The sequence below is a fragment of the Jhaorihella thermophila genome (assembly GCF_900108275.1).
Lineage (GTDB): Bacteria > Pseudomonadota > Alphaproteobacteria > Rhodobacterales > Rhodobacteraceae > Jhaorihella > Jhaorihella thermophila.
In genome coordinates, this window is the sequence record NZ_FNVD01000001.1 from 558,536 (window position 1) to 577,377 (window position 18,842).

The following is an 18,842-nucleotide window of genomic DNA, read 5'->3' on the forward strand; positions in this document are numbered from 1 at the left end:
TTTCCGTCCCGGCGCGCCCGGCAGACCGGGCCGCGCCCCAATCTGGCAGGTCTTCCAGCCGAGCCGGTGAACCGGCGCACCCGCGGCCCAGCGGCAGCCGCGGCGGGACCGGCCCGCCGCGACGCATCCGGGCTAGCGCATCGCCCGGAGCAGTTCAAGCGCCCGATCAGGCGTTGACGTCAACGACCACCCGGCCCTTGACGCGACCCTTGAGGATATCCGCCCCCAGCTGCGGCAGATCGGCCAGCGTGGCCGGCTGCACCATCGCCTCGAGCTTGTCCATCGGCAGATCGCGGGCGATCCGTTCCCAAGCGCGCAGGCGGTTTTCATAGGGCTGCATCACCGAATCGATCCCCAGCAGGTTCACCCCACGCAGGATGAAGGGCGTGATCAGCGCCCCTTCGATCGCGGCGCCGCCGGCCAGCCCGACCGCGGCGACCGAGCAGCCATATTTCATCTGCTTGAGCACCCGACCCAGCATCGCGCCCGCGACCGCATCGACGCAACCGGCCCAGGTCTCGCTCTCCAGCGGCTTGCGCGTCACCTCGCTCAACTCCTCGCGTGGCACGATCCGGCTGGCGCCCAGCCCGCGCAGATAGTCCTCGGTTTCAGGCCGCCCCGTGACGGCTGCCACCTCGTAACCGAGATTGCCCAGGATCGCGGTCGCCACCGACCCCACGCCGCCGGCAGCCCCGGTCACCAGAACCGGCCCGTGTCCCGGTTCCAGCCCGTGCTTCTCCAGCGCCATCACCGACAGCATCGAGGTGAACCCGGCGGTCCCGACCGCCATTGCCTGCCGCGTACTCAGCCCCTCGGGGAGCGGAACCAGCCAGTCGGCCTTGACACGGGCCTTCTGCGCATAGCCCCCCCAATGCGCCTCGCCCACGCGCCAGCCGGTCAGAATCACCTTGTCGCCGGGCTTGTAGCGCGGATCGGAGGATTCTTCGACCGTGCCGGCAAAGTCGATCCCCGGCACATGCGGATATTTCCGCACAAGCCCGCCGCCCGGCCCGATGCACAGCCCATCCTTGTAGTTCACCGTCGAATATTCGACCGCCACCAGAACCTCGGCCTCGGGCAGATCGTCGACGCCGATCTGCTCCACCGCCGCGCTGGTCTTGCCGCTTTCCTCGTCCTTGCGCACCACCAATGCGTTGAACATGTGATTTCTCCTTTCCGAACCGTCCCCGGTCCCTTCATCTTGCTTCAAATACTCCGGGGAGCGCGAGGGGCAGCGCCCCTCGCCCCCGCCCCAGCCATCGTCACTACCGCCAGAACCTTTCCTGCACGGTCGCTCTGCGCATCCCATGCTCGGTTTCGACTTCGATCACCGTGCCCGGATCCCAGTGCGACCGGTCCACCATGCCGATCGCCACGTTCACTCCGAACTCCGGGCTGAACACGGCCGACGCGATCTGTCCCACGCGCCGCCCGCCGGCAAGCAACGGCCAGGCCCGGGTGCAGGGTCCGATCTCGCCATCAATCACCATGGGCCGGATCTGGCGCGGCGGCCCGTTCCTCGCCTGCTCGGCCAAGGCCGTCTTGCCGATGAAATCGTCCGGCGAGTTGCAGAACCGCCCTAACCCGGCCTCGTAGGGCGTGTTCTCACGCGTCATGTCCGAGCCATAGCCCAGCAGCCCGCTTTCGATCCGTTCGATGTTGTTCGGACACCCCGCACGCACGTTCAGATCCTCTCCGGCCGCCATCAGCCTGTTCCACAGAGGCATGCCGTATTCGGCCCCCTCGACATAGATCTCGAACCCGCCCTGCTTCGACCAGCCCGACCGCGCGACGACGAACTCCCGGTCTTCAAAGCGCACCCGCTTGTAACGAAAGAACCGGATCCCCCGCACAACGTCGCCGAAGACGCGCGCCATCAACTCGTCGGCCTTGGGACCCTGAATTGCCAGCGGCGAGACGTCGGGCTCCTCGATCTCGACCTCCAGACCAAGAGCCACGGCGATCCCCAGCAGGAATTGCAGCAGGTCGCCATCGGCAAGGCTCAGCCAGTAGTGATCCTGCGCCAGCTTGATCGCCACGGGGTCGTTCAGCATGCCGCCCCTGTGGTCCGTGATCGGCACATAGTAGCACTGGTCGTCGGCCATCCGCCCCATGTCGCGGGGACTGACCATCCTCATCAACCGCAACGCGTCGGGTCCGCGAACGCTCACCTGCCGTTCGCAGGACACGTCCCAGACCTGGACGTTCTGCTTCAGATGCGCCGCATCGGCCTCGAGGCTTTCGAACATGGTGGGCAGCAGCATATGGTTGTAGACGGTATAGGCCTTGACCCCTGCGGCCTCGACCCCGTCCGAGAACGGCGTGCGCCGGACCCGGCGCGAAGGCGTGATCGTTGCCATTCTCCTCTCTCCCTGCATGGTCGCATCCTCCCGGTCGTTCATGCCCCCCGGCCGATGCGCGCGCGGAAAATGCGGGAGCCTCCGGCGGGGGTATTTCGGACCAGAAAGAAGCGGAATTCGGTCCCTGTCGTCGGCCGGCGCTTGCGTCAGGCACCGGCCGTCCCTGTGTCAGCGCGGGCCGTGCCAGTCGATCTGGCAGATCTCGGCCGAACGCCCGTCAAAATCCCAGACCCGACCGAAGGCGCGCACGCGGCCCTTGGTGGCGGTTGCGACGGTGATGTCGGGGCCCATCCAGTATTCGGTGTTGGTCACGACCACCTCCTTGCCGTCCTTGCCTTCGATCGGGACGACGGCGCCCTGGATTTTCTTGCCGACGCGCAGGCGACGCTCCTTGCCTTCGGTTTCGAACACGACCTCGGTCTTCTCGGCACCCAGGAATTCGCTGACCAGCAGGCCAAAGAGACCCGTCGTGCCGCGCGCGGCGCCGGAGAAGATGTTCACCAGCGCCTCGTAGGCGTCGTCGCTGGCGCGATCGTCGATGAAAGCCGCCGCCTTCCAGTTGCCGCGCCCCATGTTGCCGGGGATTTCCAGAAACAGCCCGACATTCAGCCCCGACAGGTCAACATCGCCGTAGGATCCTTCGTCGATGCGCACCCCGGCCCAGGCCTGGCAGTAGCCCTCGGTCGGGGGGTGCTTGCCAAGGCTGATCACGCAGGGGCAGAAAACCGTGCAGTTGCAGTTCAGGATCAGTTCACCCTTTATTGTCCAGGGAACCGTTCCCACTTCGCCGTCCAGTGCCATCTCGTTACTCCTCTCAGAATGCGGTGAACGTCATCCAGCCCGCCGCGCCCAGAAGAGCGGCACCCAGCGGACGGGTGATCCAGCGCCCGATCTCGGGCAGTTTCTCCAGAACCATCAGCATCGTGGCGAGCCCCATGAAGGCAAGGTTCATCACCCCGCCGACGAATGCCAGCGCCATCAGCGCCCAACAGCAGCCCAGGCATACAAGACCCAGCCGCAGCCCGTTCCGCCAAGGGCCTTCGTCCCAGTGCTGCATGAAAAAGGTCAGCGGCATCCGGCATTTGGACAGGCACGCCTCTTTCAGCGCCGAGAACTGGTAGAGCCCGGCCACCCCCAGAAGCGCAGCCGACAGCAAGGCGCTGGCGCTCCGCCCCAGAGGGTCGAGCAGACCGGCGCGGAAGAGCGCCATCTGCGCCCCCGCCGCCAGCAGCGAATAGCCGATCCAGACAGCGAGATAGCCCCCTATGAGGCGCCACATGCTGGTCTGCGCGCCGGAATGGCCGAGATCGTCATAGGTTGCCAGAGCCGGCAGCACCGTCGGTGCCATCATCGCAGCCGACATAAGAACCCACATCAGGACCATCCGACCGAAACCGGCGGCATCGGGCGTCAGCGTGCAGAGATCGCGCCAGAACTCTGCCCCGTAAATGTTTGCTGCATCGCGCAAATCCGCAGGCACCGCCATCATGTAAAGGATACCCCAGGCCGCCAGAATCACGCCAAAGAGCGCCAGCCAGTGCGGTGCGGCCATAGCCCTGATCCGATGTGCCAGCATGGGACCCCTCCACCCTGATCCTGCGATTCGGTTCTTGCAATTTAAATGTCAGACTTTTAAATGTCAGACAAATAAAATCTGACGGACCCCATGAAGATCGATCCCAACAGCTCCGCAGACCTGTCGGCCCAGATCGCGCAGGCGATCCGCGATGCCATCGTCAACGGCGATCTGATCGTGGATGAACGCCTGCCGTCGGAATCGGAACTGGCGGACCATTTCAACGTGTCCCGTCCCACCGTGCGCGAAGCATTGAAGCGACTGGCGGCACAGTCGCTGATCCGCACCCAGCGCGGCGCGGCCGGCGGCGCCTTCGTCAACCGGCTTCGGTTCGAGGACGCCTATTCGCAGCAGATTACTACCTCAACCCTCTTGCTGTCGATGAATGCGGTCAGTTTCGAAACCGCCTGCGAGGCGCGCTATGCGCTGGAACGGGCCTGTGCGCCACTGTCGGCGCAGCGGCGGACCGCCGATCATCTGGCGACGATGCGGGCCGAGATCGTGCGGCAAAGCCAGCCGGGCCTGACCGACGAGGCCTTCTGCGCCTCGGACGTGGCGTTTCATCGGGCGCTGGTGGACGGGGCAGGCAACCCGGTCCTGTCCTATCATCTGGCCGGCGCGGTCGAGGCGATGCAACCGTTGATGAACATGATCACCTTTACCGCCCGCTCGCGCGAGGCGATCGTGGCGTTGCATTCGCGCATCGCCGATGCAATCGAGGCCGGCGATGGGGCTGCAGCCTCGGCCGGGCTGACCGCGCTCGAGGAAGAAACGTTGAAACTGGGCCAGACGGTCTTTGCTGAACGGCAGCGCAAGGAACGGCCCGCAGCCAATTGATTTTCGGCAAAAAAATGCCGCGACCCCCGGCGGGGCCGCGGCAGCAGTTGCGACTCTCGGGACTATCGGGAGATCCGGCGCCGGGATGGGGAGTGGCGCGGGATCCCGGGTCCGAAGGGGTGCAAACAGGCAGATCACCCCAGGGACAGTCGGGACAGGTCGGACCCTTCCCGTCGAGATCGCAGGCAGAACAGCTAGAAAGCGGGAATGTAGAGAGCGGCAACCAGCATCACCGCCAGAGACGCCGCACCGATCAGATCCTGAAGGAACGTATCACGCGACCGGCGGAGAACTTCGGCGATTTCGGTCAACATCCTTGTCTTCCTCTTCCTGGCCGGGTTGGGCACCGGCGTTAACGGCTTGTTGACTTTTTGTTCTCATATTTTTCAGGACATGTAAAGAACTAAAAGAGAACACACGCGAACATTTCGGTCCGCGCCGCTCACCCGATCTTGATCAGGCGGATCGCGCGGTCCTGCTGCATCAGCCACAACAGCATGCGCGCGGCGCGGCCCCGGTCGGTCTCCAGCGCGGGATCCCTGGCGAGCAGCGCGCGGGCGTCGCTTTGCGCGGTGGCCATGAGGCCCGCCTGCGATTCCAGATCGGCCACGCGGAACCGCGGCAGGCCGGACTGCGCTGTGCCGATCAGATCGCCGGCCCCGCGCATCTGCAGATCGGCCTCGGCGATGCGGAACCCGTCCTCGGTCTCGCGCAGGATCTCCAGCCGCCGCCGGCCGCCCTCGGTCAGCGGCGGGCGATAGACCAGAAGGCAGGTCGACTCCGCGTCGCCCCGCCCCACGCGACCGCGCAGCTGGTGCAACTGGGCGAGACCGAAGATCTCGGCCCGCTCGATGACCATGATCGAGGCATTGGGTACATCCACGCCGACCTCGATCACCGTGGTCGCCACCAGAACCCGCGTGCGGCCTTCCTGAAACGCCGCCATGGCCGCGTCCTTCTCGGCCGGGGGCATCTGGCCGTGGACCAGGCCCACCACGCCCTCGCCCAACGCCGCGCGCAGATGGGCAAAGCGTTCCTGGGCGGCGGTCAGGTCGCGGGTTTCGGATTCCTCGACCAGCGGGCAGACCCAATAGCATTGCCGCCCCTCGGCCACGGCGCGGCGCAGGTGCTCCACGATCTCGTCCATCCGTTCGGCGCTGACGATGGCTGTGCGGATCGGCTTGCGGCCCGGGGGTTTTTCATCCAGCACCGACACGTCCATGTCGCCATATTGCGCCAGCGCCAGGCTGCGCGGGATCGGCGTCGCCGTCATCACCAGCAGATCCGCCGCCACGCCCTTGTCCGCCAGTTCCATCCGCTGCCGCACGCCGAACCTGTGCTGTTCGTCCACAATGGCCAGCCGGAGGTCGCGGAATTCCACGTCCTCCTGGAACACGGCATGGGTGCCGACGAGGATCTGGATCCTTCCTTCTTTCAATGCGGCCAGCTTGGCCCGCCGCTCCGCCCCCTTATCGCGCCCGGTCAGGATCTCGAGCACGACGCCGGCCTGTTCGGCCAGCGGGCGCAGCCCTTCCAGATGCTGGCGTGCGAGGATCTCGGTCGGGGCCATCATCACCCCCTGACCACCGGCCTCGACCGCGACCAGCAGTGCCATGAAGGCGACCAGCGTTTTGCCCGCGCCCACGTCGCCTTGCAGCAGTCGGTTCATCCGTTCCGGCGCGGCCATGTCGGCGGCGATCTCCTCGATCGCCCGCATCTGCGCAGCCGTGGGCCGGTAAGGCAGCGCGTCAAGCACGCGCCGCTGCAGCTTGCCCGTCGCCACGCTGACGATGCCGCGGGCCTTGCGTTCGCGCCGCCGTGCGAGCGCAAGCGTGAGCTGATGCGCGAAGAGTTCGTCATAGGCCAGCCTTTCGCGCGCGGGCGCCGACGGCGACAGATCCTGCATCCCCCTGGGCGCATGGGCCTGCCGGACCGCATCGGCCCAGGCCGGCCACCCCTTCTGCGCCACCAAGGCCGGGTCGATCCATTCGGGCAGGTCCGGCACCCGCGCCAGCGCGCTGCGCACTGCCCGCGCCATCACCTTTTGGCTGATTCCTTGCGTCAGGTGGTAGACCGGCTCGAAATCGGGGATCTCGGCGGCCTCTTCGGGCGGCAGGATGTGATCGGGATGCACCATCTGCGCCATCCCGTCGAACAGCTCGATCCGGCCCGACACCACCCGGCGCGCGCCCGACGGCAGGACGCGGTTCAGATAGTCGCTGCGGGCGTGAAAGAACACCAGCTGGAAGTCGGTGCGCGCGTCCGAAACATGCACGCGATACGGCCCGCCCCGACGCGCCGGCGGCCTGTGAGCGCCGACAGTGACCTCAATGGTCGCCGTGCAGGGCAGATCCAGCCCTTGCACCGTGTCGCGCCTGCGCCGGTCCACCACCGAATAGGGCAGCGAAAACAGCAGATCCCGCGGGGTTTCGATCTCGGCCTGCTGCAACAGCTTCGCGGTGCGCGGCCCCACGCCATCCAGCGTCTCGAGCCCCGCGAAGATCGGGAAAAGCTGCTCGGGCCTCCCGCTCATGTGCCCCCGATCATCTCAAGCCAGCTGTCCTCGTCGATGATCTCAACCCCCAGCTCGGCGGCCTTCCTCGCCTTGGAGCCCGCGCCGGGACCGGCCACGACCAGATCCGTCTTGCGGCTGACCGATCCGGCCACCTTGGCCCCCAGCGCCTCGGCTCGTGCCTTGGCCTCGGCCCGGGTCATCTTCTCCAGAGTGCCAGTGAATACCACTGTCTTGCCCGCCACCGGGCTATCGGCGGCGGCGGGGCGTTCAACCGGCTCCACCTCCAGATGAGACACCAGACGGTCGATCGAGGCGCGCTCTTCGGGATTGGCAAAGGCGTCCGACAGCGAAAGTGCCAGAACCGGGCCGATGCCGTCGATGCCGGTCAGTTCCTCCCAGGCGGCTTTGGCCTCGGGCGGAACGGCGCAGGCCTCCCAGGCGCGGGCGCGGACCTTTGCGATCTCGGGTCTGCGACCTTCGCGTTGGGCTGCGATCCGCTCGGCCGCCTCGGCCTCGTCCGCCGCCCGGTGGGCCAGTGCGGCCGGCCGCGCGGTGTCGATCGCGTGCACGAAAGCCTCCCAGGTGCCATAGTAGCGGGCCAGATCGCGCGCGGCCGCCTCGCCCGCGTGGCGGATGCCAAGGGCAAAGATCAGCCGGTTGAGCGGTATGCGCCGGCGCGCGCGGATCGCGGCAAAGAGGTTTTCGGCGGATTTCTCGCCCCAGCCTTCGCGGTTCTTCAGCTGTTGCAGGCCGCTGCCAAAGCGCTCCTCCAGCGTGAAGATGTCCGCCGGTTCGCGAATCCAGCCGTCGGCATGAAACTGTTCGACCTGCTTGGCGCCCAGCCCTTCGATGTCGAAGGCCGCGCGGCTCACGAAATGCTTGAGCTTTTCCACCGCCTGCGCCGGGCAGATCAGCCCGCCGGTGCAGCGGCGCACCGAATCGCCCTCTTCCCGCACGGCGGGGCTGCCGCATTCGGGGCAGGTGGTGGGGAACTGATAGGGCGCCGCGTCCGGCGGGCGGCGCGACAGGTCCACATCCGCCACCTTGGGGATCACGTCGCCGGCGCGATAGACCTGAACCCAGTCGCCCACGCGGATGTCCTTGCCGCCACGGATCGGGTTGCCGTTGGCGTCGCGCCCGGCGATGTAGTCCTCGTTGTGCAGCGTGGCGTTGCTGACCACGACGCCGCCCACCGTCACCGGCTGCAGGCGCGCCACCGGCGACAGCGCGCCGGTGCGGCCGACCTGGATGTCGATCGCCAGAAGCCGGGTCCAGGCGGTTTCGGCCGGAAACTTGTGCGCAATCGCCCAACGCGGGGTGGTGGAGCGGAACCCCAGCCGGGCCTGCAGGCGCAGATCGTTGACCTTGTAAACCACGCCGTCGATGTCATAGCCCAGCGTCGCCCGCTGCGCCTCGATGACGCGATAATGCCCCAGCATCTCGGCCGGGCCGTTGCACAGCCGGGTCAGATCGTTCACCGGAAAACCCAGCGCGGCCAGCCGCTCCATCGCCGCCATTTGCGTATCCGCAAGAGGCTCGGACAGTTCACCCCAGGCATAGGCAAAGAAACGCAACGGACGGGACCGCGTGACCTCGGGATCGAGCTGGCGCAGCGACCCGGCGGCGGCGTTGCGCGGGTTGGCAAAGGTCGGCAGAGCGCGCCGTCCCCGCTTCTTTCGCTCGACGTTCTCCGCCTCGATCCGGGCGTTCAGCGCGTCGAAATCGGCGTGGCTCATGTAGACCTCGCCCCGCACTTCGAGAATCTCCGGCGCGCCGTCGACCCGGTGCGGGATGTCGCCGATGGTCAGGGCATTGGCAGTGACGTTCTCGCCCTCCTGCCCGTCGCCCCGCGTGGCCGCCTCCACCAGCCGACCGCCTTCATAGCGCAGCGACAGGGACAGCCCGTCGATCTTGGGCTCCGCCGTGTAGTCCAGCCGCGCCGCGGCCGGCAGCCCCAGATAGTTCCGGATGCCCGCATCGAAATCGAACACATCCTCGTCGCTGAAGGCATTGGCCAGCGACAGCATCGGGATACGGTGGCGAACCTTCGAAAACCCCTCCGCCGGCCGGGCCCCCACCTTCTCGGTCGGGCTGTCGGGGCGCTTGAGTTCGGGAAAGCGCGCCTCGATCGCCGCGTTCCGCCGCTTCAGGCGGTCATATTCGGCATCGGAAATGAACGGCTGCGCCTTCTGGTAATAGGCTTCGTTCGCCCGGTTCAGGATCCCGGCCAGCCGCGCCAGTTCCGCCTTCGCCTGCTCGGGCGTCAGTTCGTCTACGTCCACGTCCTCGGTCACGGCCCGCCCCCTGTCGTTGCGCGACAAGTGATAGGGCGTGGCCGCGGCCAGGTCCAGACGGGTCAGGCGCTGACTGCCACCTTGCGCCCGCCGTGATCCTCCTGCGGGTCGCGCAGGACATAGCCGCGGCCCCATACTGTCTCGATATAGTTCTCGCCCCCGGTTGCGGCGCTGAGCTTCTTGCGCAGCTTGCAGATGAACACGTCGATGATCTTCAGCTCGGGCTCGTCCATGCCGCCATAGAGGTGGTTGAGGAACATCTCCTTGGTCAGCGTCGTGCCCTTGCGCAGGCTGAGCAGCTCCAGCATCTGGTATTCCTTTCCGGTCAGGTGCACCGGCTCGCCGTCCACTTCCACGGTCTTGGCGTCCAGGTTCACCGCGATCTTGCCTGTGCGGATCACCGACTGCGAATGCCCCTTGGACCGGCGGATGATCGCATGGATCCGCGCCACCAGTTCCTCGCGATGGAACGGTTTGGTCAGGTAGTCGTCGGCGCCAAAGCCGAAGCCCTTGATCTTGTTTTCCGTGTCGTCCACCCCCGACAGGATCAGGATGGGGGTTTCCACGCGCGCCATGCGGATCTGGCGCAGCACCTCGTGACCGTTCATGTCCGGCAGATTGAGATCCAGCAGAATCAGGTCGTAGTCGTAGAGCTTGGCGAGATCCACGCCCTCTTCGCCCATGTCGGTGGCATAGACGTTCAGGTTCGCGTGGGTCAGCATCATCTCGATACTCTTGGAGGTTGTGGGGTCATCCTCGACCAGAAGGATCCGCATCTTTGTATTCTCCGCCTTGAACGTGGTTCCGAATTACCCGCACCCTGAACAAGAAAGGTTAACCCGTCGTTACCATGTTCATGGCGTAGCAAATTCTACCTATGGTTGTCTATACTTTTTCAATCGCGTGGTCTTGAGCGCATCCTCGCCATGTTCCGCGATGGCCCGCACCCAGCCGGCAAATTCCTCGTCGCTCAGCCCATAGCGGCGCTTGGCCTCGGATTCCGAAATCAGCCCGTAGATCACGCCGCGCACCACGGCCAGTTTCCGCGAGGCGACCCATCGCACGGTATCGGCGGGCGGCAGGTCGGCCCGTGTCATCACCGTTCCATCGGGCAGCGTGACCGCCCGCGGTCCTTCCACCTTTTTCAAGAACATCTCCGCTCCATTCCCTTCTGACGTGGAGAGGCTGCTCTGGGGCGGCTTAATGGCCGGTGAAACGCGGCCTTGTGATTGCCTCGCATTTTCCTATATTCTGCGCGGCCTGATGCCCCGACTGCCCAGGAGATCCCCGATGGCGCTGGATACCGATACCGAACCGAATTCGCTCGGCCTGCCGAAACCGCCCGAGGAGACGCGGGTAGTCGTGGCCATGTCCGGCGGCGTGGACAGCTCTGTCGTGGCGGCGATGCTGGCCGAGGAAGGCTATGACGTGGTGGGCGTGACGCTGCAGCTATATGACCACGGGGCGGCGCTGGCGAAGAAGGGCGCGTGCTGCGCCGGCATCGACATCCACGATGCGCGCCGCGTGGCCGAAGAACGCGGTTTTCCGCATTACGTGCTGGACTACGAGAACATCTTTCGCGACGCGGTGATCGAAGAGTTCGCCGACAGCTATCTGGCCGGCGCCACGCCCGTGCCCTGCATCCGCTGCAACGAGCGGGTCAAGTTCAAGGATCTTCTGGAGACGGCCAGGGATCTGGAGGCCGACTGCATGGCTACCGGCCACTATATCCAGCGCAAGATGGGGCCGAACGGGCCGGAATTGCACCGCGCCGCCGACCCCGCGCGCGACCAGTCCTATTTCCTGTTCTCCACCACGCGCGAACAGCTGGAGTATTTGCGCTTTCCTCTGGGGCATCTGCCGTCCAAGGCAGAAACCCGCAAGCTGGCCGCGCAATACGGCCTGCCCGTGGCGGACAAGCCCGACAGCCAGGACATCTGTTTCGTGCCCGATGGAAACTATGCGGGCGTGATCGAGAAATTGCGCCCCGGCGCGGCTGAGCCGGGCGAGATCGTTCATGCGGACGGCCGGGTGCTGGGCACGCATGAGGGTGTGATTCATTACACGATCGGGCAACGTCGTGGCTTGGGCATCGGCGGGTTGAGCGAGCCGCTTTACGTGGTGAAGCTGGATGTGGAGAGCCGCCGGGTGATTGTCGGACCAAAGGAGATGCTGGCGACCCGGATCGTGCCGGTGCGCGAGATCAACTGGCTTGGGGATGCGCCGTTCACGTCGCAGGCGGAGTGGCAGCTGTCGGTCAAGGTCCGCTCGACCCGGCCGCCGCGCGAGGCGATCCTGCGGCCGCTGTCGGAGACCACCGCCGAGGTGGAGCTGCTCACGCCCGAGGAAGGGGTGTCGCCGGGTCAGGCTTGCGTGTTCTACGAAACCGACGGCAGCCGGGTTCTTGGCGGCGGCTGGATCTGGCGTGGCTGAGGTTCCGGCGCCGAAAACAAGGGCGTCGGATTGGCAGGGCCAATCCGACCGAGGCGGGGGGCGCTGCCCCCCGCGCCCCCCGGGGTATTTCCGACCAGAAAGAAGCAGGGGCGCGGAGTCGTCCGGTCGCCGGATATGTGGCGTTTCGATGGCGTACGCCGCGTCGGGCGCAGGACTCAGCCGAGCGCGTAGCCGGTGCCGCGGACGGTGCGGATCGGGTCGGCGCCGCCGCCCCGCGTGAGCGCCTTGCGCAGGCGGCCGACATGCACGTCCACGGTGCGGGTGTCCACGTAGATGTCGCGGCCCCAGACGCGGTCGAGCAGTTGCTCGCGACTCCAGACGCGGCCGGGCTTTTCGATCAGCGCCGCGAGCAGGCGGAATTCGGTCGGACCGAGCCGGATCTCTACCCCGCCGCGGGTGACGCGATGGGTTTCGGAATCGAGCACGATGTCGTCATGTTCCAGCCGCATCCCCGCGGCCGCCGGCCGCACGCGGCGCAGCTGGACCCTCACCCGCGCCATCAGTTCCGCCAGCGAGTAAGGTTTGATCACATAGTCGTCCGCGCCGGTTTCCAGCCCGCGCACGCGGTCCACCTCTTCGGTGCGGGCCGAAAGCATGATCACGGGGATGTTGCGCGTCTCGGGCCGGATCTTCAGCCGGCGGCAGACCTCGAGCCCGCTGAGGCGCGGCATCATCCAGTCGAGCACCACGATATCGGGCGGCGTCTCGCGGATCTGCAGGAGCGCCTCTTCGCCGTCCCCGGCTCGCAGGACACGAAAGCCCTCGGCCTCGAGATTGTAGGCGAGAACCTCGCGCTGGGCCGGTTCGTCCTCGACCACGAGAACCGTTGGCTGGTCGGCGGACATGGGTTCACCTCAGGCCTTGGACGTCGAGGTCCTGTCGGCCTTGGGCCGGTCCTCGCCGGGACGTTCGCCGGTGACGACGTAGATCAGCTGCTCGGCGATGTTGGTGACGTGATCCCCCATCCGTTCGGTGTTCTTGGCGATGAAATGCATGTGCATCGCCGGGGTGATGTTGCGCGGATCCTCCATCATGAAGGTCAGAAGCTCGCGGAAGAGCGCGTTGTACATCTGGTCGATATCCTTGTCGCGCTCGATCACGTCTTCGGCCAGTTCCACGTCGCGCTGGATATAGGCGTCTAGCGCGTCCTTGAGCATCCGCTGCACCTCCATCGCCATGCGCCGCAGCGCCGACGCGGTATCGCCCACGACCGGGCTGTCCACCAGAACCCTGGTACGTTTGGCCATGTTCTTGGCATAGTCGCCGATCCGCTCGAGATTGGCGGCGATCTTCATCACCGCCAACACCAGCCGCAAGTCGCCCGCCGTTGGCGCGCGCAGCGCGATCAGGCGGGCGGTGTCCTCGTTGATGCGCTCTTCCATCGCGTCGATGGCCTTGTCACCGGCGCGGACCTGATCGGCCAGTTCGACGTCGCGGCTCTCCAGGGACTTGGCCGCGTTGCGGATCGCGTCCTCGACCAGCCCGCCCATCTTCATGATTTCCGCCTGGATCCGTTCGATGTCGCGGTCGAAGGCAGAGAGGATATGTTGTTCCGACATGTCCGTTTCGCTCCTGCTCAGCCGATCCGGCCGGTGATGTAGCTTTCGGTGCGGGGATCGACCGGGTTGGTGAATATCTGCGCGGTTTCGCCGAATTCCACCAATTCGCCGAGATGGAAGAAGGCGGTCTTCTGGCTGACCCGCGCGGCCTGCTGCATCGAATGGGTCACGATCACCACCGAGTAGCGCGCGCGAAGCTCGTCGATCAGCTCTTCGACCTGCGCGGTGGCGATCGGGTCCAGCGCCGAACAGGGTTCGTCCATCAGCAGCACCTCGGGTTCGGTGGCCACCGCGCGGGCGATGCACAGGCGCTGCTGCTGGCCGCCCGACAGGCCGGTGCCGGGTTCGTGCAGGCGGTCCTTGACCTCGTCCCACAGCGCGCCGCGGCGAAGGGCCTTTTCCACGATCTCGTCAAGCTCGGCCTTGTTGCGGGCCAGCCCGTGAATGCGCGGCCCGTAGGCCACGTTGTCGTAGATCGACTTGGGGAACGGGTTGGGCTTCTGGAACACCATGCCGACGCGGGCACGCAGCTGCACCGGATCCACACGCTTGTCATAGATGTCCTCGCCATCCAGGCGGATTTCGCCCTCGACCCGGCAGATCGGGATCGTGTCGTTCATCCGGTTCAGACAGCGCAGAAAGGTGGACTTGCCGCAGCCCGAAGGTCCGATGAACGCGGTCACCATCTTGTCCCGGATATCCACGTTCACGTCCTTGATCGCCTGCGCGTCGCCGTAGAAGACGTTCACGTTCCGGGCGGCGAACTTGATCTCGGTGTCGGTCACCTGCTTCTCCACATCTTGCATCACATTCATCGGCCCGCCCCCCCTTACCATCGCCGCTCGAACCGGCGGCGCAGCAAGATGGCAATACCATTCATCGCCACCAGAAACACCATCAGAACCACGATCGCGGCGGCCGTGCGGGCCTCGAAGGCGCGTTCGGGAAAGTCCGACCAGCGATAAACCTGCACCGGCAGGGCGGTGGCGCTGTCGGTGATGCCCTGGGGCACATCGACGATGAAGGCCACCATGCCGATCATGATGAGTGGCGCGGTTTCCCCCAGCGCGCTCGCCATGCCCAGGATCGCCCCGGTCAGCATGCCCGGCACCGCCAGCGGCAGGACGTGGTGGAACACCGCCTGCTGGTGCGAGGCCCCCACCCCAAGCGCCGCCTCGCGGATCGACGGCGGCACGGCGGCGATCGCGGCACGACTGGCGATGATGATCGTCGGCAGCGTCATCAGCGCCAACACGATCCCCCCCGCCAGCGGCGACGAACGCGGCACCCCGAAGAAGCCGATGACCACCGCCAACCCCAGCAGACCGAAGATGATCGACGGCACCGCAGCCAGGTTGTTGATGTTGACCTCGATGAAATCGGTGAACCGGTTGCGGGGCGCGAATTCCTCAAGATAGATCGCGCCCAGAACGCCGATGGGGAAGGCCAGCAGGAAGGTCACCAGCATGGTCCAGAAGGACCCCACCACGGCGCCGCGTATGCCGGCCAGTTCCGGTTCGCGCGAATCGCTGGCGAAGAAGAAACGCCAGTTGAAGACCTGATCCACCGCGCCGCGCGCGCCCAGATCCTCGATCAGCGCCACCGACAGGTCGGACACCTTGCGCGAGGCTTCGGGCAGATCCGACAGGAACAGCGCCCAGTCGGTCACGTTTTCGACCGGCCCCTCCACGGGGGTCAGCTCGACGCCGGTGGCACGGCCGGGCGCGATCGAGGTCAGCTTGATCCAGCCGCCATTGACATGCAGCATCAGCGACCGGTCCTTGCGCGTCAGCTTTTCCGAACCGCCCTCGCCGGCTGCGCGCGCCTCCAGCTCTTCGGCCTCGGCCAGCAGGCGGTCGCGCTCGGCCGCGCGCTTGTCGGCCTCGGCGAGATTGGCGGCGCGCGCTTCCTCGGTCTCCGCCGATTGTGCCCGGTCGCGAAAGGCCGCAACGCCGTTGTTCTGCAGCGCAGCCTTGCGGCGCAGCGCGGCGGCATCGGCCAGCAGACGTTCCTTCACCACCTCCAGGGCTGCGGCAAAATCGGCGGCGGTCGAGACGATTTGCAGCTTCTTGCCCTTGCCCGTCACGGTCAGCGCGCCCGAGGTCTGCATCGGCTGGAGCTGCCCGAATTCGCCCTTGAGATAAAGGTCGGTCACGTCCGAGGCCAGAAGCGGAAATTCGATGGTCCGGCCAATCAGGTCCGGGTTGGCCGCAACATGTTCGGCCAGTTCAAAGGGCGCCCCCGACGAAATCAGCCCGTAAAGTTCCTTCTTCGCCTTGCGCGATTTCACCTGCGGAAAGGTGTCGCGCAGTGCCTGCTTGGTGATGCCGACGAAATCGCCGCGCCGGATCACCTTTGGATCGCCCGTGCCGTCGGGGTCGATCCTGTCGGCCTCCAGCGTCACCGGAAGCGTAAGATAGCTTTCGCTGAGCGTGGCCGACGCCTTGACCAGGATCGAGCCCATCAGCGCCACCAGGGCCAGGCCGGAGACAAAGATCGCGGCCAGGCCATAGGCCTTGAGCCGAAGCACCGACCGACGGCGTTTGCGCAGATGCGGGTCGGTGCGGGAGGCTTCGATCAGGCCGGGGCGATGGATACGGGTTGCGTCGGTCATCTCGGCATCCCCCTCAGTCATACTGTTCGCGGAACCGGGCCACGACCTTTTGCGCCGCCACGTTCATCAACAGCGTGATGACGAACAGCGTGAAGCCCAGGGTAAAGGCCGGCCCGGCGGCGACCGAGGCTTCGATATCGCCGGTGATCAGCGCCACGATCTGCACGGTCACCGTGGTCACGGCCTCAAACGGGTTGGCGGTCAGGTTGGCGCCCTGCCCCGCGGCCATCACCACGATCATGGTTTCCCCCACCGCCCGGGAAAAGCCCAGCAGCGCTGCCGACACGATCCCCGGCATGGCGGCGGGCAGGACGACCTTGGTGATGGTTTCGGCCTGCGTGGCGCCCAGCCCGTAAGAGCCATCCCGCAGCGCCTGCGGCACGGCGTTGATCACGTCATCCGACAGCGACGAGATGAAGGGAATGATCATGATCCCCATGACCAGCCCCGCGACCAGCGCCGATTCGGACGCGATCGGGATGCCGATCACGTCGCCGGTGTTGCGAAGGAATGGCGCCACGGTGATCGCGGCGAAAAAGCCGTAGACGACGGTGGGAACGCCCGCCAGCACCTCGAGCATCGGCTTGGCGATCGACCGCATCCGGGGCCCTGCGAAATCCGACAGATAGATCGCCGCGAACAGCCCGATCGGCACCGCCACCAGCATCGCGATCAGCGTGATCATCAGCGTGCCGGCAAAGAGCGGGATCGCGCCCACCTTGTCGGCATCCATGTGGCCCGAATGCACGCCCGAAAGCGGGCTCCAGGTGGTCCCGAACAGGAACTTGTCCACGCGCCAGCCGATATTTTCAAAGAATGTCACCGTCTCGAAGATCAGCGACAGAAAGATTCCGACCGTCGTCACGATCGCGATCCCGGCGGTGACGGCGAGGATCGCCTTGACGATCGCCTCGGTCCGGTTGCGGGCCCGCCAGTCCGGCGCGATCTTGCGCTGAGCGTAGAGAAACGCCAGCCCTGTCACACCGGCCACCACCGCGATCCGAACCCAGCCCCAGATCGCCGCGAGCGACGAAAACCGCGCCGCGATCTCCAGCCGCAGGTCATCGCTGGCCGAGGACACCCGCGCCACCGCCAGCGCACGCGCATCCGACAGGATCAACTGGTGCTCGATGAATGGCTTGTCGGGCGCGATCTCGGCGATCCGGCCCATCAGCACATGCTCGATATGCCAATTGGACAGCACCGTCATCGCGATCAGCGCCCCCCATCCACACAGAGCGACCAGAAGAAAACCGAAATAGCCGTGATATTGCGGGCGCGAATGCAGCGCCGAAGGCGTGTTCCCGGCCAGCCGGGCGGCGCGGAGGCGTCCCATGAGAAAGGCGCCGATTGCGGCGACCAGGACCAGAGCTGCCAGTATCGAAGTCATGGCGGTTCCTGCGATATCGGTTTTGGGTCAGCCCCGGACAATCGGGACGGCCGATCCTCGGACCGGCCGTCCCCGTCGGGGCGTCTGCCGCCCCTTTGTCACAATCGGCGGATCAGTTCCACTCGTTTCCGGTCATCGGGGTCAGGTTGCGCACCGATTCCTGCCATTTGGCGTGTTCGTCCGCCGGCAGCGGGATCAGCCCCTTGTCCACCAGATAGCCCTCTTCGCCCGAGGCCGCGTCGGACATGAACTCGTTGGCATATTCCTGAATGCCAGGCACCACGCCCACATGCGCGTTCTTGATGTAGAAATACATCGAGCGGGAAATCGGGTAGTCGCCGGCGGAAATGGTTTCGAAATTCGGCTCCACCCCGTCGATCTTCGCGCCCTTCAGCGCGTCCGAGTTCTGGTCGAGGAAGGAGAAGCCGAACACGCCGAGCGCATCGGGGTTGGCTTCCAGCTTGGACACGATCAGGTTGTCGTTTTCGCCGGCCTCGACGAAGACGCCGTCTTCGCGGACGTGCCTGCCTTCCTTCTTGCAGTAGGCCTTGTCCTTGCCGGCCTCGCGGCAGCCCTTGTACATCGCCAGTTCCTCGAAGGAATCGCGCGTGCCCGAGGACGGCGGCGGTCCCAGCACCTCGATCTTGATGTCCGGCAGCGAGGGGTCGATCTCGCTCCACTTCGACGGCCGGGGCCCATCGGCGGCCAGCGCCGTCCACAGCTGGCCCAGGGTGATGTCGAATTCGGGCGCGTCCATCGCGTTGGCGATCACGATGCCGTCAAAGCCGATCTTGGCCTCCGTGATCTCGGTCACGCCGTTTTCTTGGCACATCTTGAATTCCCCGGCCTTCATCCGGCGCGAGGCATTGGTGATGTCGGGATGCTCCTGCCCGACGCCCGCGCAGAACAGCTTCATCCCGCCGCCCGAGCCGGTCGATTCCACCACCGGCGTCTTGAAATCCGTGGTGCGGCCGAACTGTTCGGCCACCGCGGTCGAGAACGGGAACACCGTGGACGAGCCGACAATTCGGATCTGGTCGCGGGCGGCGGCCGCCGTGGCGGACACGGCCGCGACGGCCAGCGTGGATACGGCGAGTTTCAGAAAGGACATGCCTGTCTCCATCTTGTGCATGTTGTCTGATCACCCCAATGATGATCTCGGGTGCCGGACTAAGGCCGTCGGGCAAAGCTTTTGTGACAGCGATGTAACAGTTTCATGACAGGAGCCGGATTTGCCCGACTT

The 18,842-nt window shown here is 65.9% G+C and carries 16 protein-coding genes; 2 read left to right on the forward strand and 14 right to left on the reverse strand.

The genetic code is table 11. From position 1 onward, the window contains the following. Window positions 1-166: 166 nt before the first annotated feature. From acuI to C4S70_RS02685, 4 genes are all read right to left on the reverse strand, one after another. Window positions 167-1,162, reverse strand: coding sequence for an acryloyl-CoA reductase (acuI, locus tag C4S70_RS02670; RefSeq protein WP_104006528.1), 996 nt, complete (start codon window positions 1,160-1,162; stop codon window positions 167-169). Between the two features lie 103 nt (window positions 1,163-1,265). Further along, entirely contained in the window at window positions 1,266-2,360 is a 1,095-nt protein-coding gene (locus C4S70_RS02675; protein WP_104006679.1) for a dimethylsulfoniopropionate demethylase, read from the reverse strand. Between the two features lie 168 nt (window positions 2,361-2,528). Continuing rightward, entirely contained in the window at window positions 2,529-3,161 is a 633-nt protein-coding gene (locus tag C4S70_RS02680; RefSeq protein WP_104006529.1) for a DUF1326 domain-containing protein, read from the reverse strand. Window positions 3,162-3,174: 13 nt separating this feature from the next. Then, window positions 3,175-3,936 carry a DUF2182 domain-containing protein gene (locus tag C4S70_RS02685; RefSeq protein ID WP_235003656.1) on the reverse strand — a complete coding sequence of 254 codons (762 nt, stop codon included), beginning with the start codon at window positions 3,934-3,936 and terminating at the stop codon, window positions 3,175-3,177. A gap of 90 nt (window positions 3,937-4,026) precedes the next feature. Between C4S70_RS02685 and C4S70_RS02690 the strand changes: the two genes are divergently transcribed. Then, on the forward strand, window positions 4,027-4,773 hold the full coding sequence (locus tag C4S70_RS02690) for a FadR/GntR family transcriptional regulator (RefSeq protein WP_104006531.1): 747 nt from the start codon (window positions 4,027-4,029) through the stop codon (window positions 4,771-4,773). 442 nt (window positions 4,774-5,215) lie between these two features. On the opposite strand, the gene recG is transcribed toward C4S70_RS02690, so the two are convergent. From recG to sciP, 4 genes are all read right to left on the reverse strand, one after another. Continuing rightward, window positions 5,216-7,306, reverse strand: a complete 2,091-nt coding sequence (gene recG / locus C4S70_RS02695; RefSeq protein ID WP_104006532.1) for an ATP-dependent DNA helicase RecG — start codon at window positions 7,304-7,306, stop codon at window positions 5,216-5,218. Continuing rightward, window positions 7,303-9,582: an NAD-dependent DNA ligase LigA gene (gene ligA / locus C4S70_RS02700; protein ID WP_235003657.1), complete on the reverse strand. Its 2,280-nt coding sequence runs from the start codon at window positions 9,580-9,582 to the stop codon at window positions 7,303-7,305. Before ligA ends, recG begins: the two co-directional genes overlap by 4 nt. A 62-nt stretch (window positions 9,583-9,644) precedes the next feature. Further along, window positions 9,645-10,358 (reverse strand): response regulator transcription factor CtrA, encoded by a 714-nt coding sequence (gene ctrA, locus C4S70_RS02705; RefSeq protein ID WP_104006534.1) that lies wholly within the window; start codon window positions 10,356-10,358, stop codon window positions 9,645-9,647. A 99-nt stretch (window positions 10,359-10,457) separates the two neighbouring features. Next, entirely contained in the window at window positions 10,458-10,736 is a 279-nt protein-coding gene (gene sciP / locus C4S70_RS02710; RefSeq protein ID WP_104006535.1) for a CtrA inhibitor SciP, read from the reverse strand. A 136-nt stretch (window positions 10,737-10,872) separates the two neighbouring features. Between sciP and mnmA the strand changes: the two genes are divergently transcribed. Beyond that, window positions 10,873-12,015: a tRNA 2-thiouridine(34) synthase MnmA gene (gene mnmA, locus C4S70_RS02715; protein ID WP_104006536.1), complete on the forward strand. Its 1,143-nt coding sequence runs from the start codon at window positions 10,873-10,875 to the stop codon at window positions 12,013-12,015. A gap of 176 nt (window positions 12,016-12,191) precedes the next feature. Here the strand turns inward: mnmA and phoB are convergent, their stop codons facing one another. From phoB to C4S70_RS02745, 6 genes are all read right to left on the reverse strand, one after another. Next, window positions 12,192-12,881, reverse strand: coding sequence for a phosphate regulon transcriptional regulator PhoB (gene phoB / locus C4S70_RS02720; RefSeq protein WP_104006537.1), 690 nt, complete (start codon window positions 12,879-12,881; stop codon window positions 12,192-12,194). 9 nt (window positions 12,882-12,890) lie between these two features. Next, on the reverse strand, window positions 12,891-13,595 hold the full coding sequence (gene phoU / locus C4S70_RS02725) for a phosphate signaling complex protein PhoU (protein ID WP_104006538.1): 705 nt from the start codon (window positions 13,593-13,595) through the stop codon (window positions 12,891-12,893). 17 nt (window positions 13,596-13,612) lie between these two features. Beyond that, window positions 13,613-14,410: a phosphate ABC transporter ATP-binding protein PstB gene (gene pstB / locus C4S70_RS02730; RefSeq protein ID WP_104006539.1), complete on the reverse strand. Its 798-nt coding sequence runs from the start codon at window positions 14,408-14,410 to the stop codon at window positions 13,613-13,615. 14 nt (window positions 14,411-14,424) lie between these two features. Next, complete coding sequence (gene pstA, locus C4S70_RS02735; RefSeq protein ID WP_160114837.1) at window positions 14,425-16,209, reverse strand: phosphate ABC transporter permease PstA; 1,785 nt, start codon at window positions 16,207-16,209, stop codon at window positions 14,425-14,427. 13 nt (window positions 16,210-16,222) lie between these two features. After that, window positions 16,223-17,599: a phosphate ABC transporter permease subunit PstC gene (pstC, locus tag C4S70_RS02740; RefSeq protein ID WP_104006541.1), complete on the reverse strand. Its 1,377-nt coding sequence runs from the start codon at window positions 17,597-17,599 to the stop codon at window positions 16,223-16,225. A gap of 112 nt (window positions 17,600-17,711) precedes the next feature. Further along, window positions 17,712-18,710 (reverse strand): substrate-binding domain-containing protein, encoded by a 999-nt coding sequence (locus C4S70_RS02745; protein ID WP_104006680.1) that lies wholly within the window; start codon window positions 18,708-18,710, stop codon window positions 17,712-17,714. Window positions 18,711-18,842 lie beyond the last annotated feature (132 nt).

Coding starts and splice junctions, on each gene's coding strand:
- mnmA (WP_104006536.1), top strand. CDS start 10,873: ATGGCGCTGGATACCGATACCGAACCGAATTCGCTCGGCCTGCCGAAA.
- pstC (WP_104006541.1), bottom strand. CDS start 17,599: ATGACTTCGATACTGGCAGCTCTGGTCCTGGTCGCCGCAATCGGCGCC.
- C4S70_RS02675 (WP_104006679.1), bottom strand. CDS start 2,360: ATGGCAACGATCACGCCTTCGCGCCGGGTCCGGCGCACGCCGTTCTCG.
- C4S70_RS02745 (WP_104006680.1), bottom strand. CDS start 18,710: ATGTCCTTTCTGAAACTCGCCGTATCCACGCTGGCCGTCGCGGCCGTG.
- sciP (WP_104006535.1), bottom strand. CDS start 10,736: ATGTTCTTGAAAAAGGTGGAAGGACCGCGGGCGGTCACGCTGCCCGAT.
- acuI (WP_104006528.1), bottom strand. CDS start 1,162: ATGTTCAACGCATTGGTGGTGCGCAAGGACGAGGAAAGCGGCAAGACC.
- pstA (WP_160114837.1), bottom strand. CDS start 16,209: ATGACCGACGCAACCCGTATCCATCGCCCCGGCCTGATCGAAGCCTCC.
- phoU (WP_104006538.1), bottom strand. CDS start 13,595: ATGTCGGAACAACATATCCTCTCTGCCTTCGACCGCGACATCGAACGG.
- C4S70_RS02685 (WP_235003656.1), bottom strand. CDS start 3,936: ATGCTGGCACATCGGATCAGGGCTATGGCCGCACCGCACTGGCTGGCG.
- recG (WP_104006532.1), bottom strand. CDS start 7,306: ATGAGCGGGAGGCCCGAGCAGCTTTTCCCGATCTTCGCGGGGCTCGAG.
- C4S70_RS02690 (WP_104006531.1), top strand. CDS start 4,027: ATGAAGATCGATCCCAACAGCTCCGCAGACCTGTCGGCCCAGATCGCG.
- ctrA (WP_104006534.1), bottom strand. CDS start 10,358: ATGCGGATCCTTCTGGTCGAGGATGACCCCACAACCTCCAAGAGTATC.
- phoB (WP_104006537.1), bottom strand. CDS start 12,881: ATGTCCGCCGACCAGCCAACGGTTCTCGTGGTCGAGGACGAACCGGCC.
- pstB (WP_104006539.1), bottom strand. CDS start 14,410: ATGAATGTGATGCAAGATGTGGAGAAGCAGGTGACCGACACCGAGATC.
- C4S70_RS02680 (WP_104006529.1), bottom strand. CDS start 3,161: ATGGCACTGGACGGCGAAGTGGGAACGGTTCCCTGGACAATAAAGGGT.